At 36.1% G+C, this 17,068-nt stretch carries 16 protein-coding genes; 6 read left to right on the top strand and 10 right to left on the bottom strand.

Annotated features, from left to right (window positions below):
- Positions 1–159 precede the first annotated feature (159 nt).
- Both ACP5P5_RS03555 and ACP5P5_RS03550 read left to right on the top strand, forming a co-directional pair.
- On the top strand, positions 160–1,131 hold the full coding sequence (locus tag ACP5P5_RS03555; protein ID WP_428284736.1) for a peptidoglycan DD-metalloendopeptidase family protein: 972 nt from the start codon (positions 160–162) through the stop codon (positions 1,129–1,131).
- 41 nt (positions 1,132–1,172) lie between these two features.
- Positions 1,173–1,403 (top strand): hypothetical protein, encoded by a 231-nt coding sequence (locus tag ACP5P5_RS03550; RefSeq protein WP_428284735.1) that lies wholly within the window; start codon positions 1,173–1,175, stop codon positions 1,401–1,403.
- On the opposite strand, the gene ACP5P5_RS03545 is transcribed toward ACP5P5_RS03550, so the two are convergent.
- Positions 1,400–1,831, bottom strand: a complete 432-nt coding sequence (locus ACP5P5_RS03545; RefSeq protein WP_428284734.1) for a YybH family protein — start codon at positions 1,829–1,831, stop codon at positions 1,400–1,402. The two genes, ACP5P5_RS03550 and ACP5P5_RS03545, sit on opposite strands and share 4 nt — an antisense overlap.
- Positions 1,832–1,940: 109 nt before the next feature.
- On the opposite strand from ACP5P5_RS03545, the gene ACP5P5_RS03540 reads away from it, so the two are divergent.
- The 3 genes from ACP5P5_RS03540 to ACP5P5_RS03530 are packed head-to-tail and all read left to right on the top strand — an operon-like array spanning position 1,941 to position 3,754.
- A complete protein-coding gene (locus tag ACP5P5_RS03540; protein ID WP_428284733.1) occupies positions 1,941–2,486 on the top strand; it encodes an RNA polymerase sigma factor in 546 nt (181 codons plus the stop codon).
- A gap of 38 nt (positions 2,487–2,524) precedes the next feature.
- Positions 2,525–3,310, top strand: coding sequence for a hypothetical protein (locus ACP5P5_RS03535; RefSeq protein WP_428284732.1), 786 nt, complete (start codon positions 2,525–2,527; stop codon positions 3,308–3,310).
- A 27-nt stretch (positions 3,311–3,337) separates the two neighbouring features.
- A complete protein-coding gene (locus ACP5P5_RS03530) occupies positions 3,338–3,754 on the top strand; it encodes a hypothetical protein (RefSeq protein ID WP_428284731.1) in 417 nt (138 codons plus the stop codon).
- A 24-nt stretch (positions 3,755–3,778) separates the two neighbouring features.
- Here ACP5P5_RS03530 and ACP5P5_RS03525 read toward each other — a convergent pair whose 3' ends face one another.
- The 8 genes from ACP5P5_RS03525 to ACP5P5_RS03490 form a co-directional block, all read right to left on the bottom strand.
- Positions 3,779–4,525 (bottom strand): MBL fold metallo-hydrolase, encoded by a 747-nt coding sequence (locus tag ACP5P5_RS03525; RefSeq protein ID WP_428284730.1) that lies wholly within the window; start codon positions 4,523–4,525, stop codon positions 3,779–3,781.
- Positions 4,526–4,616: 91 nt separating this feature from the next.
- Positions 4,617–5,972, bottom strand: coding sequence for a rod shape-determining protein RodA (gene rodA / locus ACP5P5_RS03520; protein WP_428284729.1), 1,356 nt, complete (start codon positions 5,970–5,972; stop codon positions 4,617–4,619).
- Positions 5,965–8,073, bottom strand: coding sequence for a penicillin-binding protein 2 (gene mrdA, locus ACP5P5_RS03515; RefSeq protein WP_428284728.1), 2,109 nt, complete (start codon positions 8,071–8,073; stop codon positions 5,965–5,967). Before mrdA ends, rodA begins: the two co-directional genes overlap by 8 nt.
- Positions 8,074–8,213: 140 nt before the next feature.
- Positions 8,214–8,747, bottom strand: coding sequence for a rod shape-determining protein MreD (locus ACP5P5_RS03510; RefSeq protein WP_428284727.1), 534 nt, complete (start codon positions 8,745–8,747; stop codon positions 8,214–8,216).
- Positions 8,740–9,591 (bottom strand): rod shape-determining protein MreC, encoded by an 852-nt coding sequence (mreC, locus tag ACP5P5_RS03505; RefSeq protein WP_428284726.1) that lies wholly within the window; start codon positions 9,589–9,591, stop codon positions 8,740–8,742. Before mreC ends, ACP5P5_RS03510 begins: the two co-directional genes overlap by 8 nt.
- 88 nt (positions 9,592–9,679) lie before the next feature.
- The gene (locus ACP5P5_RS03500) at positions 9,680–10,705 is read right to left on the bottom strand and encodes a rod shape-determining protein (RefSeq protein WP_068245144.1); all 1,026 of its coding nucleotides are present in this window, start codon (positions 10,703–10,705) and stop codon (positions 9,680–9,682) included.
- 234 nt (positions 10,706–10,939) lie between these two features.
- A complete protein-coding gene (purD, locus tag ACP5P5_RS03495; RefSeq protein WP_428284725.1) occupies positions 10,940–12,235 on the bottom strand; it encodes a phosphoribosylamine--glycine ligase in 1,296 nt (431 codons plus the stop codon).
- A gap of 214 nt (positions 12,236–12,449) precedes the next feature.
- Positions 12,450–13,895 (bottom strand): POT family MFS transporter, encoded by a 1,446-nt coding sequence (locus ACP5P5_RS03490; RefSeq protein WP_428284724.1) that lies wholly within the window; start codon positions 13,893–13,895, stop codon positions 12,450–12,452.
- A gap of 74 nt (positions 13,896–13,969) precedes the next feature.
- On the opposite strand from ACP5P5_RS03490, the gene ACP5P5_RS03485 reads away from it, so the two are divergent.
- Complete coding sequence (locus tag ACP5P5_RS03485; protein WP_428284723.1) at positions 13,970–15,049, top strand: alkane 1-monooxygenase; 1,080 nt, start codon at positions 13,970–13,972, stop codon at positions 15,047–15,049.
- On the opposite strand, the gene acs is transcribed toward ACP5P5_RS03485, so the two are convergent.
- The gene (acs, locus tag ACP5P5_RS03480; RefSeq protein ID WP_428284722.1) at positions 15,044–16,981 is read right to left on the bottom strand and encodes an acetate--CoA ligase; all 1,938 of its coding nucleotides are present in this window, start codon (positions 16,979–16,981) and stop codon (positions 15,044–15,046) included. The two genes, ACP5P5_RS03485 and acs, sit on opposite strands and share 6 nt — an antisense overlap.
- Positions 16,982–17,068: the final 87 nt, after the last annotated feature.

The raw sequence follows: 17,068 nt of genomic DNA, 5'->3' as shown, positions 1-17,068 counted from the left end.
ATTTTATAATGCGTATTGCAATTAATTCAGTATTGATTTTTGGCAAGACGTTTCATGTGGTGAAAGGTAGTATTTAACAATTTATTCAATATTCTATGCGCTGTACCTTGTATAAACCAGCTAACTGCAACAAATGCAGTGTTTAAAAACAAATTAGATATGCGAAAAATAAAATATTATTATAATACACATACTTTACGTTTTGAAAAACTTGAGGTTCCATTAAGGGTAAGAATTTTACAAGTAATTGGTTTTATAGCAGCTTCATTAGTAACGGGTCTTTTGTTGATGTTGTTGGTATTTCAATTTGTAGATAGCCCGAAAGAAAAATTATTAAGGCAACAAAATAAAGATTTGGCTGAAAATTATTCTTTAATTCAAGAAAGAGTGAAACAGTTGGAATTACAAATGCAAGAATTAGAGAATAGGGATAATAATGTGTATCGTACCATCTTCGAATCAACTCCCATTCCGGATAGTGCCCGTACAAAAATTATGGAAACCAAAAATGAAATTAAATTAATTGAAGGGCAAACGGAAACAGAGCTGGTGAATAATATAAAAAACCAATTGAACAATTTAACCTTACGGGTAGCTTATCAGGGTAAAAGCTATAACGATATTAATAACATGATTAAAAACAAGGAAAAATTGTTATTGGCTATTCCTGCCATACAACCTGTAAGTAACAAAAATTTAGACAGAATTGCCAGTGGGTTTGGATATAGAATTGATCCTGTATATAAAGTAACAAAGTTTCACGCTGGGCTGGATTTTGCTGCTCCATTAGGAACCCCCATTTATGCAACAGCCGATGGGGTGGTGCAAAATGCTGGTTTTAATACCGGTGGATATGGAAATGAGGTAGTCATTAATCACGGGTATGGGTATCAAACTTTATACGGACACATGTTTAAAGTAAAGGCACATCCGGGTCAGTTAATAAAGCGGGGTGAAGTAATTGGCTATGTTGGAAGCACAGGTAAAAGTACGGGGCCTCATTGCCATTATGAAGTGCATAAAAATGGTAAGCCTGTTGATCCCATTTATTACTTTTATAATGATTTAACCCCGGCTCAGTTTGATAGAATTTTGAAACTGGCTGCAACTGCTAACCAAAGTTTAGATTAATGATGACATAGCATCAAAGGTTAATGTTTAAAATAATGGTGATGGATAAAGAAATTAAAGCTTTCTTTTTAAGAATCGTGAATACAATAGCAGTTATTCTGCTTTGGTTATTTATTAATGTGGCCTTGGGTTTAAAATTAAGAATGGCAGAAATTAATACCCATATTTCGTTGGTAAATTGGTTGTTTTATATATGGGCTTTGATAACGGGCATAGTGGTTATTGTTTATGTGAAGCGACTTTGGCGTAATAAAATACGGCAACCTTATTAAGAACTGTGATCGGAAATAATAACCCATTGGCCATTTATTTTTTGAAAAAGAAGTGTATAATAACCCTCTACATTACCTATAGTTCTGTCCAGCTGCCATTTGCCTGTTACATAGTAAAACTTTTTTCCAAGGGGTTTCATTTGTAAAATGGTACTTGTGAAATGTCCCATTGCGGCCTTTGTACTATAATGATTTTTATAATTTTTCAAAGTAGTTTTATATCCATACACAGGTCCGTTTTTGCCAATAAATTGAAGACTGTCGTTCTGCCAATATCCCAACATAAAATCATCTAAATTTCCATTGTTCCAGGCATTCTCTTGTCGTTGCAAAATTTCGGTAATGGCTTTAGTTGCTTTAGTAGTTTGTGCAGGCAAATAAGTAATGAAAAGCAAAAGTAAATGGAATAAAAAATATCTTTTCTTCATATAAATACGATTTCAGAGTTTAAAATTCGGTTGGTTTTATAGCTAAAATAAACTTTTTAAATAAAGTAACGTCTTAGCAACTTAATGTAATTTTTATTAATTTTCCTGCATGCAAAATGATGATGCTTTATTATTATATGAATTTAAAGAGCCTGCTACAAAAGAAAGGGCTTTTACCGCTATCGTTAAAAAATATCAGGAAAAACTTTATTGGCATATACGAAGAATGGTGGTAAATCATGAAGATGCCAATGATGTACTGCAAAATGTGTTTATTAAAGCATGGCGAGGGTTAGAAAATTTTAGAGAAGATAGTCAATTATACACCTGGTTATATCGCATTGCTACTAACGAAAGCCTTACTTATTTAGAACAACAAAAAAGAAAAGGTGCTTTAAGTTTTGATGAAATGGAGAGTGGGCTAAGTAATAAAATTAAAGCGGATGAAAATTTTAATGCCAATCAATTAGAGTGGAAATTACAATTAGCTATTCAACAACTGCCGGAAAAACAACGAGTGGTGTTTAATTTGCGTTATTTTGATGAAATGCCCTATGAAGAAATGAGCAAGGTATTAGAAACCAGTGAAGGGGCTTTAAAGGCCAGTTATCACCATGCTGCCAAAAAAATTGAGGAAATTATTAAAAATATGTAACAGATTAAACGAACCAGCTTAAAATTAGTCTTTACACCATGATGTTACGAAGTGATATGATATTGGAGGAATTGAAAGAACATTTTCCGGCTTTGTTGCCCGCTTTCAGAATTCAGGTATATAAGGTTCCCAATGGCTATTTTGACAAATTTGCAGAACAATTATTAGAAAACATACCTTATATTACTGTTGAATCTGTAACATTACCGGCTATTCAACAACCGTTTTCTGTTCCTAATGGCTATTTTGAAAATTTACCGCAGCAAATTCTTAATAAGATTAAAGCGCATGATAAGTCATTGTCTGTTTCGGAAGAATTGGAACAAATTGCCCCAGCATTACTAAATATCTCAAAAAAGCCTGTTTTTAGTGTTCCGGCTCATTATTTTGAAAAAATCAATTTTACAGCAATTGCTAAAGGTGCTGAAAAAAATAACAATGGCAATGGTACCGCAAAAGTAATTAGCCTACGAAATACCCGAAAATGGTTTTCGTACGCTGCTGCAGCTATTATTGCCGGAGTGCTCATTACCGGTGCTTTATGGAATAATTCAAGCTTTACCTATAGTTCAAATGTTTTCAGTTTAAACAAAGAAATAACCAATGTTAGCGATGATGCTATTCAAAATTATTTGAATAATGACGTCACTGCTTCAAACTACATTAATGATACTTCTATCATTGATTCTGATGAAGCTTTGCCCGATGTGCAACAAGGGCTCCAAAATATTAGTGATGAGGAATTAAGCGGATATTTAAAATCAACCGAAGAGAACAATAATGTACCCCCGGCGGCAGAAACAAAAAAAGAGAGTGGCATTTAATTTTTAAAATATATTGAAATTACGGCGATGAAAAAGTTTGTTATTATAGGTTTAACCATGGTGTTTGTATTTATCGGGTTTACATTAATTGCGCAACCTGCTAATAACAATAGGTATGCGAACATTCAGGGGTTAAAAGTGGCATATATAACCAAGCAATTAAATTTATCAACTACAGAAGCGCAGCAATTTTGGCCGGTATATTATTCGTACTTAGATGAATTAAAAGAGGCTAGAAAAAATAATATGCATAGCACTAATGTGTTGGCATTAGATGAGGCTACTTTGAATATTCGAAAAAACTATTATAATCAGTTTAAACAAATCCTGGGTTCAAATGAACGTGCCAATAAGGTTTATTTATGTGAAAGAAATTTCAGAATGGTTTTGAGAAATGAATTGGAAAAACGTCGGCAACAAAGAGGTACTCCTCCTCAGCAATAAAAAAAACATGTTTGAATAAATTTATTAGGATTGAAAAATGGGGGTATTAATATCATGGTAAAATAAGAATGCCCATTTTTCATTTTTTCCTTGTTCCCACCATTGTTGTCTTAATTGCATGGCTTTTTTGCCATCAAAATCATATTTGGCAATAAACTTACTTTTCATTTGCTGTAATTGTGGGGCATCATCTGCACCAAAAAATATGGTTTGCTGTGCTGTTTTAATGGTACATACCTGATGATAGGGGCTATGTGCACCAGTAATTTCATATTCAATACTATAATCAGTAAAAGCTAACTTGCCATTGCCATTTAGCCATTCTACCTGCGGATTGTTTTGCAATACTTCAATTTCTTCCGTCATGTATGAAGGGAAGCCGGTACTAAGGGCAAAATCGTATTCTTTTTTTTGTACATAATATTTTGCATTGGGAAAAGTTAATTCATAAAAACCCAAATGATTTTTTTTGCTGATGCCTCCTGCATGATCTTTATGCAAATGACTTAACCATACTTTGGTAACTTGTTGGGGTTGAATGTTGTGAGCTATTAAATTTTGAACCAATTGTAATTGATTGTTATAACTGAATCCCAATCCTGTATCAAGCAACAATACATCGTTTGCGGAAATAATAACAAAAGGTTGTACTTCTACCAGTAAACTTCCTACTGGCCTACTTTGCAGTTCATCTGAATTCAGGTTAAAAGGAACAAAAATTTTTGATTTATCTATTGTAAAACTGCCTTCGGATAATGGTATAATTTGCATGCGTGTTTAAATTTTCATTCAATAAAATGGCATTATATAGTTGGCAAGTAGTCGTAATAATTATTCCGCAAATATCTTGCTTATAAATGAATTAGCGTAAAACCATTTGTCGGTCAGCATCAAGACGAAGCATAATAAAAATTAAAATGGTAAAGGTAAGTAATGAGGAACCCCCATAGCTAATTAAGGGCAGCGGTATCCCTATGATTGGAAATAAACCAATAGTCATACATACATTTACCACAATATGAAAAAATAGAATGCTGGCTACGCTATATGCATAAACTCTACTAAATGTACTTCTTTGTCTTTCGGCAATTACTATAATTCGCAGCAGTAAAAAAAGATAAATCAGTAAGAAAATAATACTACCCACTAAGCCAAATGCTTCACCTAACGAAGTAAAAATAAAATCAGTGTGTTGTTCGGGAACATATTTACCACGTGTTTGGGTACCTTTTAAAAAACCTTTTCCCCATATACCACCTGAACCTATGGCAATTTTACTTTGCCTTACATTGTAATCATCTGGTTTGCGTGGTGGTTTATAATTGGCTTTGTTAGCATTGGTATGGTGGTGGTTTTTGCTACAATCGTAATCCTTGCCAACCATGCTGTAAATGCGGGTACTTTGATAACATTGAAAAACATTATTGAAAATGTAAGGAACCGCAAAACGTTGTATACCTACGCTTAATGCCCATAAAACAATGATAATGGTTAATAATTTTCTATTACGTTTAAATTGTTTTCGCAAAATGTAAATAGCAATAATAGCAATGGCGGTTAATACCATTGCCAAAATATTGGGCTCAACAATTAAAGTAGCAATTACCAACACGCCAAATGAAAGTCCAAATATTAATAACCCTGGTGGTAATCCTTCCCGATACATTACAATGAAGAATGAAAGATAAACGAGTGCTAACCCGGTTTCATTTTGAAAAACAGATAGTACTGCCGGGGCCATTGCTATGGCACCTGCAATTAATTGCGATTTAATTTTTGAAAAGTCTGTTTCTTGTCGAGATAAATACTTGGCTAAAGCCAGTGCAGTAAAAATTTTGCATAATTCTGCCGGTTGTAAATTAAAGCCGCCACCAATGGGAATCCAACTTTTAGAACCGTTAATGCTTCTGCCAATAACAAATGTTGCCAGCATTAATATTATTCCAAAGGTGTATGAAAGATTGGCAAAGGCGGTATAAATTTTACTATCGGTGAGCAGAATAAAGATAGCAGCAACCATACAGACACCCGCAAAAATGAGTTGTTTGCTATAATTGGTTTTGCCACTAATAAAGGTTGCCAATACGTCTGTATTAGGTTTATATTCCACCATAAAAATGCAAAGAATACCTATCGATACCAATATCAGGTAAAGTATTACTACTGTCCAGTCAATACCAGGTGTTATGGTTTGTGTAGCGGTGTATCTTTTAGGCATTGATATAAATGGTTTTCTTTTTTTTATGTTCGGTTGTAATCAAATTGGCCATCCATGATTTTGAATGGGTGTTAGGAAGCTCATGCGGGGATTGTGAATTTTGAGTTGGTTCAACAATAGCTTGAGTATCCATTGATGTTTCGGCTGATGTAGAATCCAAAATTTGCTCTTGAATATTTTGTCTGTTTTGTTCTTCCTCTTCTTTTTTCATTTTAATGGAATCAAGCCTATTCATTTCAGCCCGCATTCGTGCAGGTATTAAGTTTAACTTGGCAATGTCTTCCACCTTTTGTTTTCTGTCGGGTTCTGGTATTGAATCTTTTAAATATTGTTCAATCATTAAACTGGCAATAGGAGCGGCAGATTGTGCTCCAAATCCGGCATTTTCACATAATACGGCAATGGCGATTTTAGGATTATTACGCGGAGCGAAAGCACCAAAAAAGGCATGGTCTTTTTGTGCAACTCCATGATAAAAATTTTGCACGGTACCTGTTTTGCCACACACAACAATACCCGGTACCTGTGCAGCTGCGCCAGTACCATATTCCATTACTCCTTGCATACCATTTTGAACAGCATCATATACAGAGTCGGGAATTTCACGATCAGTAAGGTGTTTTTCTTTAAAACGTGCCAATAAGTCGTCAAATTCATTGCCTTCAATCGAGTCAACCATGTGTGGCGTATAATACCATCCTTTGTTGGCAATAGTGGCCATTACATTCGCCAACTGTAAAACAGTAGTACTTACTTCCCCTTGTCCAATGGCATTAGAAATAACGTTACATGAATTCCAGTTTTTGCCAAAAATTTTACGGTAGTATGATGAAATAGGTAAGTTGCCCGGCTGCTCTCCGGGAAGGTCAATTCCCAACTTGTGACCGAGACCAAAAGTATAGGCATAGGTATTAAAAACTTTTAATGCACTATCTGCACCTCCATAACGTTGTTGATCAAGAATGCGTTTATACACCGTAGCAAAATAGGTGTTGTCACTATGGGCAATAGCTGTTGTAAGGTTAAAGGTTCCCTTATCTAAACATTTTGGCCTGCCATTGCCACAACCCCAAAAAGCACCATTGCAAACTACAGAAAATCGTTCATTGATAACCCCTTCCGATAAACCAATAATACCTACAACAGTTTTAAAAGTTGAACCCGGGGAATAAGTAGTATAAATAGCGCGATTGAGTAATGGCAAGCGAGGGTCTTTGTATAATTTATTGAAATGTTTGCTGCGTTCACTTCCTGTTAAATAATTGGGATCATAACTGGGGGCACTTACCATGCACAAAATTCCACCGGTTTTGGGGTCAATGGCTACTATACTTCCCACCTTGTTGGTCATTAATTTTTCGCCCAATGCCTGTAATTGAGCATCCAAGCTTAGATATAAGTTTTTACCGGCAATGGCAGCAGTATCAAATAATCCATTTTCATAGGAGCCTTGTATGCGGCTACGGTTGTCTTTAATATAGCGCTTAATACCTCTCTGACCCATTAATACCTTTTCATAAGTGCGTTCAAGTCCGGTCATACCCGTATAATCCCCCATTTCATACCCTTCATCTTTATGTTTTGCTAAAAAGGCAGGGTTTACTTCAGCCGTATAACCCAAAAAATTTGCACCAATGTGTAAAGGATAACTGCGAACAGAACGCTCACTTAACTCAAAGCCCGGGAATTTGTATATGTTTTCACTTAGTCGGGCATACAATTCCTGTGAAAGCAATGGTTCAAACACACTTGGTCTTACGGAAGTGTTCTTAAAAATAATATCCCGCATTCTTTTTTTGTATTCTGCGGTATCTATTTCTAATAAATTACAAAGCGCTAAAGTATCAATTCCTCTTGCTTCTGAGGGGGTAACAACCAAATCAAACATAATGCTATTTTCCAATAGACTTCTTTTCTTTCTATCGAAAATAATGCCGCGGTCGGGGTAAATTACTTTGCGGTAAATAGCATTGTTTTCTGCCTGCAGTTTATATTTTTTTGAAAATACTTGCAGATTCACCAGTTGCGCCGCAATGATAATAAACACCACCCCAAATAAAATTTGTATAACCCTGCTTCTGCTTTGGTTAAATACCGGCATTGATTGTTGAAATTTTGAAATTTAAATAAAGAAATACAAAGATGCACAAAAGCAACACATGGCTGTATAATCTTTTCCTAAAAACATATTTAATTTTAGGTGTAATTGACTTTTGGAACTAAACCTGTGTTGAATGAAATTTAAGCAGCATTGGTGCGGTATTTGGCTTTTCGGAAAAACAACATTTCGGTAATGAAAATGAGTAACAAACTAATGGCTGTAGTACCGATAACTTTTCCTAAAAAATACAATAGATTTCCAAATTGCAACCATTCAATTAAGGTTAGATAAGTGTTGTGTATGAAGGTCAGTAACAATACATATAAACTATAAGGTGCCCATCCCATGCTTTTGATGGATGGTTCTAAATAGCTTTGCTCGGTGGTTTCCTGTGGTATTAAAATGTTTAGTAAAAAAGGGCGTATATAAGCAATTAAAGTGCAGCAAGCTGCATGTAACCCGGGTGTGCCGGTAAAATAATCTAAGCAAAGGCCAAAAACAAAACCTGTGAACAGCAAGAAAAGGCGATTGATTGAAAATGGCAACCAAAGAATAAATAAAAAATAAACGTAAGGTACAATAAACTGGTGTATAGGCGGAATACGATTCAGCACAAATACCTGCACCAAAATAAACAGTATAAAACGGATAATATTTCTGATGAGGTTACTCATTTTTCAGTTTATTGTTTTCCAAGCTGGTTTGCTCATTATAGTATTTATTGGCAATTACATACGCGAATTGAAGAGTAAAGAAATTGGTAGCCGGTTTTACTTTTAAAGTGTAAAAGTTAGATGAGGCCTCATTTTCTGTACCACTTACTGTTCCAATCATTAATCCGGGAGGGAAATTGGCCGAATAACTGCTGGTTACAACGGTATCGCCTTTGTTTACGGTAGTACCCTTAGAAATATTGCGTAATGTTAATTCATTAGGGCTATCGCCATCCCATTCAATGCTACCAAAGCTATTATCTTTTTTTAGCATGGCACTTACGCGGCTATTGCGGTGTAGTAAGCTCATAACCCTACTGTAGTTGGGGCTTACATCAACCACAACACCAACAATACCTTGCGGGCCCATTACAGCCATGCCTTTTTTTACCCCACCATTACTTCCTCTTTGTAAGGTTAAATAGTTGGTTTGTGAACTAACTGAATTACCTACAACTCGAGCTGGTAGAAATAAATATTTGCGATTTTTTTGTAATGAATCAATTTTCAAAGTATCAGTAAAAATGAATTTTCCTGTATCTGGTATTTGGAAATCAGATTTGAGGCGGTTTCTTAAAGCTGCATTTTCTTCTACTAGTTGCTGATTTATTTTGCGAAGAGAAAAATAGCTGTTCACATCATTAAACTTTGTATATATTTTTCCGGTAACATCGCCTGTTACGGCACTAAAAAAAGCTTCGTGCGTTTGGCTATATTTTGAAAGAAATATCATGCTGATTATCTGTAAAATGATAAAGCAGATAAACACGAAGAAGCGCCGTATAAAAAGAAAAATATTTTTCATTTTCCGAAATGTGGAAGCTACTTTAAAAAACCGATAAAATTACATTTTCAACACAAATTTAAAGTGCTTACTATGTTCAGTTATACGGCTAACGCATGATGAATGGGAAACGCTGATAGTTTTTTAGTGCCAGCCCTGTGCCACGTACAACGCTTTTTAAAGGATCGTCAGCTACATGAACTGGTAATTTAATTTTTGCACTTAAACGTTTATCTAGCCCACGTAAAAGCGCTCCACCGCCTGTTAAGTAAAGTCCGCGACGGTAAATATCGCCAGCCAATTCCGGAGGGGTTGTTTCTAATGCTTTTAAAATGGCCTCTTCAATTTTAAAAATACTTTTATCTAATGCTTCTGCAATTTCTTGATAGCTTACCATTATTTGTTTGGGAATACCGGTTACCAAGTCACGACCATTTACGGGCATATCATCCGGTGGATTGTCAAGGTCTTTCATGGCGGCACCCACATTTATTTTAATTTGTTCAGCAGTACGTTCACCTATAAGTAGGCTGTGGTAACGGCGAAGCGCTTCCATTATATCTGCAGTAAATTCATCACCTGCTATACGTATGGATTGGTCGCAAACAATACCCGCTAAAGCAATAACGGTTATACCAGTAGTGCCACCACCAATATCAATAATCATGTTTCCTACGGGTTCTTCAACATCAATACCAATACCAAGTGCAGCAGCCATCGGTTCGTGAATCATATACACTTCTTTGGCTCCGGCTTGTTCAGCACTATCGCGTACCGCACGTTTTTCAACCTCGGTAATAGATGAAGGTATGCAAATTACCATGCGCCAACTGGGTGGAAAAAGTGGCTTTTTGGGATATACTAATTTTATTAATTCCCGAATCATTAATTCGGCAGCATTAAAGTCGGCAATTACACCATCTTTTAGCGGCCTAACGGTTCTAATACTTTCATGGGTTTTTTCGTGCATTAGTAAGGCCTTTTTTCCAACCGCTAAAACCTCCTTGGGGTTATTACGGTTTAAGGCAACAATACTAGGCTCATTCACAACAATTTCATCGTTATGAATAATAAGGGTATTAGCAGTACCCAAATCGATGGCAATTTCCTGGGTTAAAAAGTTAAAAACTCCCATGTAAATAGTGATTCTCTATGGTTGAATAAATTAGTTGCAAAGGTGTGTGAAAAAAAGTGAACTATCAAAGCCATTTGCATTTTTATTACTAGCATTTTTTGTTTTATTGAAAAAAGTTTTTTTCACAAAAAAAGAAGTAAGTGTTAAAATGCTGATTGGCAAAACAATTCTAACCTACCTAACGCAAATTTTGTTGTTTTATTGGCTCTGAGAATACGAATAATCATGCCAGTTTTATAAAAATTCAAAACCAATATCCTTTCTGTAATAAATATCCTTAAATGTAATGTTTTGTAAGGTTTGTTTACACAAATCAATAGCTTCCGGTAATTGATGGGCTAATGCCGTTATTGCCAAAACCCTTCCACCGTTGGTTACCAATTGACTGTTATTAAAGGTTGTGCCGGCATGAAACACTTTAATGTTTTCTTGTTTGGGTATGTTTTCTAAGCCATAAATAGGAACATTTTTAGCATAAGCTTCGGGATAACCACCACTTACCGCAACAATGGTTGCTGCTGTTCTGCTATCAATGTTAATATTAGCATCTCCTAAAGTGCCATTGTGCATAGCAGCAAAAACAGCTACCAAATCGGTTTGTAGACGGGGCATTACTACCTCCGTTTCTGGGTCGCCCATTCGACAATTGTATTCAATTACAAAGGGTTTATTATCAACTTTGATTAAACCAAAAAAAATGAAGCCATTGTAAACCAGCTCTTCTTCTTGTAAACCTTTAATGGTAGGTTGAATAATAGTGGTTTCAATTTTTTTCATAAATGCATCATCTACAAATGGTACAGGGCTAATGCAACCCATGCCGCCGGTATTTAAACCCGTATCGCCTTCACCAATGCGTTTGTAATCTTTGGCATGACCAATTATTTGGTAATCTTCCCCATTGGTAAGTACAAACACACTCAATTCAATGCCTGTGAGGAATTCTTCTATCACCACTTTTTTCGAGGCATTGCCAAATTGCGCATGTTGAATCATGTTTTCAAATACTTGTAAAGCAGTGGTATGATCATTGCAAATAACTACCCCTTTTCCAGCAGCAAGGCCATCAGCTTTTAATACTATGGGTAAGCTATGTTGTTGAATATATTGTTTGCCTGCTGCAAAATTTTCGTTAGTAAAACTGGCATAGGCAGCAGTGGGTATATTATGCCGCTGCATAAATTGTTTTGAAAACTCTTTACTGCCTTCTAATTGTGCGGCTTTTTTAGAAGGTCCAACCACAATTCCATCCCAATATTTTTGGCCATCAATTTGATTTTCTTGCATAAAGTCATAAATGCCATTTACCAAAGGTTCTTCTGGGCCAACTACTAAAATATCTATGTTCTGTTCAATGCAAAAATTTCTTATAGCTTCAAAATCATTGATACTGATGTTTACATTAATACCTACTTGTTGTGTACCAGGATTACCGGGTGCTATAAATAATTGTTGGCAATGGTAACTTTCTGCAATTTTTTCTGCTAATGCATGTTCGCGACCTCCACTGCCTAATAATAAAATGTTCATGTAAACTGTTGTTTTATGGACTGCTAATGATAAATTGCTTGCTGGCTAAGCTTTCTTCATTTAATTAATAATGATAAAATTTTCAATCTTCTTTACCATCGGTTGCGAATTTAGTGCGTTCTGTGAAAGGTAGCTGAATATTCTTCAACACCGCCATACAACAAGGCATTAAAAAAGCAGCTGAAAGGCTGCTTTTTAAGTTGAATTCATAATTTTATGTATTTGAATTGGCTTCCTCCAATACATAATTTTTTTCGGGTAATATTTTAGCTACCGCCATAAATACAATTAAAAATCCTGCTAAGATGGCTATAAATAACCAGAAATAACTGGCTCCTGTGAATTTAGAAAAAATACCTCCGGAGGCGATACTACTATTCACAAATGCAGTAAATAAATTACCTACAGCAACGGTTAGCAGCCAAATAGCACTCATGGTGCTTTTCATTGATTTGGGTGAATTGGTATAGGCATATTCTAAACCGGTAATGGAAACCATTACTTCAGATGCGGATAGAACCGCATAAGCTAATATTTGCCACCAAACACTGGGCTTTCCACCATGATCAATATTGGTTTGAATTAATGCAATAATGACGAACGATGCACCGGTTAAAAATAAGCCTGCGCCAATTTTTCGAAGTGGAGTTACTTTAATACCAATTTTTTCAACAAATGGATAAATACCATAGGTGAAAATGGGAATCATCATTAATAAAAACAAAGGGTTTACAGTTTGAATTTGCTCAGGCAAGAAAGTTTTGCCGAATATATTCAGGTCTAATTTTGTGGCTTGTAATACCCATTCAGAAAGACTTTGGTCCCACATTGCCCAAAAAATTGGCACAAAGGCAAATACCATCAATACCCGGTTTACTGCTTTTACACCATCAATGGCTTCAGGGCTATACTTTTCGCCTACCGCTTCCCAAACGGTTTTGCCTTTTCTGTTACTGAGGGCTTTAATGAGATAGGTAACCATAATAAATAAATAATTTTCTTTTTTAATGCCGGAAGGAGTAACCCTAACATATTTTTTCCTTCCTAACCAAAAAATAAATGTAGCTAACATCATTAAAATGCCCGGTACACCAAAGGCTACCGAGGGCCCAAATGATTTATAAAGAATAGGAATTATCATGGTTGAAAATACCGATCCAGCATTAATGCTAAAATAAAACCAGCCATAAACTTTACTCATTAGGCTCTGGTTCGATTTGTCAAATTGGTCGCCAACATTGGCTGAAACACAAGATTTTATTCCCCCTGCAGCTACTGCAATAATTACCAATCCAATATTGAATAAGGAAAGATTATGGGTGGAAAGCGCTAATGTTAAATTTCCTAAAGAATACAAAATAGATACATAGAAAATAACCAGGTATTTGCCAAAAAACCAATCTGCAACAATACCGCCTACTAAAGGCATAACATAAGCAAGCGATACGAAAATGTGGGTAAGCTCATTACTCTGTGCTTCTGCAGTGGCGGTTAATGCCGGATTGTGGGTAGGATTAAAAAATTGGGCAACCAGAAAAGTTGCTAAAATTGATCGTATGCCATAAAAACTAAAGCGTTCGGCTGCTTCATTACCTATAATGTAGGGCACCGATTTTGGCATTCGGGGTTTAGGGGCAATCGTTTCTTTTAATTCACTCATAGTGCAATTTTAAAGTTTTAAAGATATTGGAATTCTGTATTCACGAACCAAATTTTCGTAAATTAACCTTCGTTATGAAGCATTGGCTTAAATATACTACCTCATTCGTATTGTTTTTTTGGGCTTTTATGGCATTCACACATACCAATTTTTGGTGTTGGAGTGCGTTGTTATATGCTTGGGTATTAATTCCTTTGGTAGAACTTACATTAAAGCCAGATATCACCAATCTTTCAGAACAAGAGGAGCAAGTAGCTAAAAATAACCGTATGTACGATATTATATTGTACATAGCAGTTGTATTACATTATTTGTTACTTGTACAATTTTTACGAAGTATGCAAATGCCCAATTTGCCTGTACAGGTTATTATTGCTCGCATTGCTACCATGGGTTTATTATGTGGTACGTTCGGTATAAATGTGGCGCATGAATTGGGGCATCGTTCTAATCGTTATGAGCAATTGCTGGCAAAAGCTGCATTATTAACCAGCTTATATACCCATTTTTTTATTGAACATAATCGTGGACATCATAAATGGGTAGCTACTCCACATGATCCCAGCACGGCCCCCTTGCATACTTCAGTTTACCGGTTTTGGTTAAGAAGTGTAACAGGTACTTATATAAATGCTTGGCGAATAGTAAACAAGCAAATGAAAAAGCAAGAATTGCCCATTATACACTATAAAAACGAAATGTTACAGTTGCAATTGATGCAAGTTTTATGGCTGGCATTTTTGTATGTAACGGTTGGTGGAATTGTTACATTATACTACATAGCTGCCGCCATAATTGGTTTTTTGTTGCTGGAAACAGTGAATTATATAGAACATTATGGTCTGCTTCGCAAATTACAAACCAATGGGCAGTTTGAAAGAACAATGCCTTGGCATAGTTGGAATAGTAATCATGTAATTGGGCGATTGATGTTGTTTGAATTAAGTCGTCATAGCGATCATCATTATTTGGCATCTCGTAAATACCAAATTTTGCGACATCAGCAACAATCGCCACAAATGCCAACAGGTTATCCGGGTATGATGCTTTTAAGTTTAATACCGCCAATATGGTTTTACCTGGTGCACAAAAAAATGCAGGCATTGGGATTAATGCCTGCAAAACAATTAAGTACACTCAATTCAAAATTATAATCGTCCTTTTTTAATTTCTTCAACAACTCCCGGATCCAATAAAGTAGTGGTATCTCCTAAATTATCTGTTTCGCCTTCTGCTATTTTTCTGAGAATTCTGCGCATAATTTTTCCGCTTCTTGTTTTGGGTAAACCACTCACAAATTGAATTTTATCGGGTTTGGCAATGGGGCCAATAATACGGGTTACAGTTTGGGTAATATCTTTTCTAACCAAATCGCCAGTGCCATGTGTATCTTGTCCATGCGAACCCTGATAGATTACAAAAGCATAAATGCCTTGTCCTTTTACTTCATGCGGAAAACCAACTACTGCACTTTCCACAACTCCGGCGTGCATGTTAATAGCATTTTCAACTTCGGCAGTACCAATTCGGTGTCCACTTACATTCAAAACATCATCCACCCGTCCGGTAATGCGGTACATGCCTTCTTTATTTCGCATTGCTCCATCGCCTGTAAAATACATTCCCGGATACGTGGCAAAATAATTGGTTCGGCATCGTTCATGGTCGCCATAAGTTGTGCGCAATATGCCCGGCCAAGGAGATTTAATACATAAATTACCGGAAATAATGTCGGCATCACCCTGCTCTATTTCTTTCCCATTTTCATCAACCAATGTAACTTGTACTCCCGGCAAAGGCAGGGTAGCCCATCCTGGTTTTGATGGGGTTACACCGGCTAAATTTGAAATTAAAATACCCCCCGTTTCTGTTTGCCACCAAGTGTCAACAATAGGACATTTCTTTTTTCCAATATTTTCATCATACCAATGCCAGGCCTCCTCATTTATGGGTTCGCCTACCGTGCCCAACACTTGTAAGGATGACAAATTTTTACCTGCCAAGGGGCCCAAGCCAAATCCCATTAAACTTCTTATAGCAGTAGGTGCGGTATATAAAATATTTACTTTGTATTTGTCTACAATTTCCCAAAACCTACCCGCATCGGGCCAGGTAGGAATACCTTCAAACATTAAAGTAGTTGCCCCGGCTGAAAGAGGACCATATACAATATAACTATGTCCGGTAACCCAACCAATATCGGCTGTGCAGAAATGAATTTGGCCGGGTTGGTATTGAAATACATTTACGAAACTATAATTAGTGTACACCATGTATCCCCCACAGGTATGTACAACACCCTTAGGTTTTCCGGTTGAACCAGATGTATACAAGATGAATAAAGGATCTTCTGCATCCATTTCTTCAGCGGGGCAATCTGTAAGACCTAAGGTTTCTACTTTTTTAATTTCGTCCTCCCACCAAACATCACGTCCTTTTAACATAGAAATAGGAGTCCGGGTGCGGGTAGCCACAATTACTCTTTTAACTGTTTTATTGCCAATTAGTGCATCATCAATCACACTCTTTAAAGGAATATCTTTAGCACCTCTAAAAGCCCCATCGCAGGTAATAATGAACGTAGCTTTTGCATCTTCTAAACGGTCGGCAATACTTTGTGCAGAAAATCCGCCGAAAATTACAGAGTGAATGGCTCCAATTCGTGCACAGGCTAACACTGCAATGGCTAATTCAGGAATCATGCCCATGTAAATACAAACTCTATCGCCCTTTTGTACACCATTGTTTCTTAAAACATTGGCAAATTGACAAACTTTTTCATATAATCTTTTGTAAGTAAGCACTCTGTGATGTTCTTCGGGATCATTGGGTTCCCAAATAATGGCGGGTATGTTGCCCATTTTTTCTAAATGGCGGTCTAAGCAATTTTCTGTAATATTCAATTTTCCGCCTTTAAACCATTCAATTTTGGGTTCTGTAAAATTCCATTCTAAGGTTTTGTCCCATTTCTTTCGCCAAGCAAAGTTTTCAGCAATAGCACCCCAAAATGCTTCCGGATTCTCTACACTTTTTTTGTAATCGGCTTGGTATTGTTCAAAGGTTTTAATTTGATAAGGATATGACATGGCAATCAATGTTTAGGCAATAAAATTAAGATTATTGGTTGGGTTGCCCTATAGCTTTACTAATTTTTTTACCGAAATAAGCAAAGG

The sequence above is a fragment of the Hydrotalea sp. genome (assembly GCF_049968455.1).
Lineage (GTDB): Bacteria > Bacteroidota > Bacteroidia > Chitinophagales > Chitinophagaceae > Hydrotalea.
The sequence above is the reverse complement of the archived record's forward strand: the minus strand, read 5'-3'. Positions and strand labels throughout refer to the sequence as shown.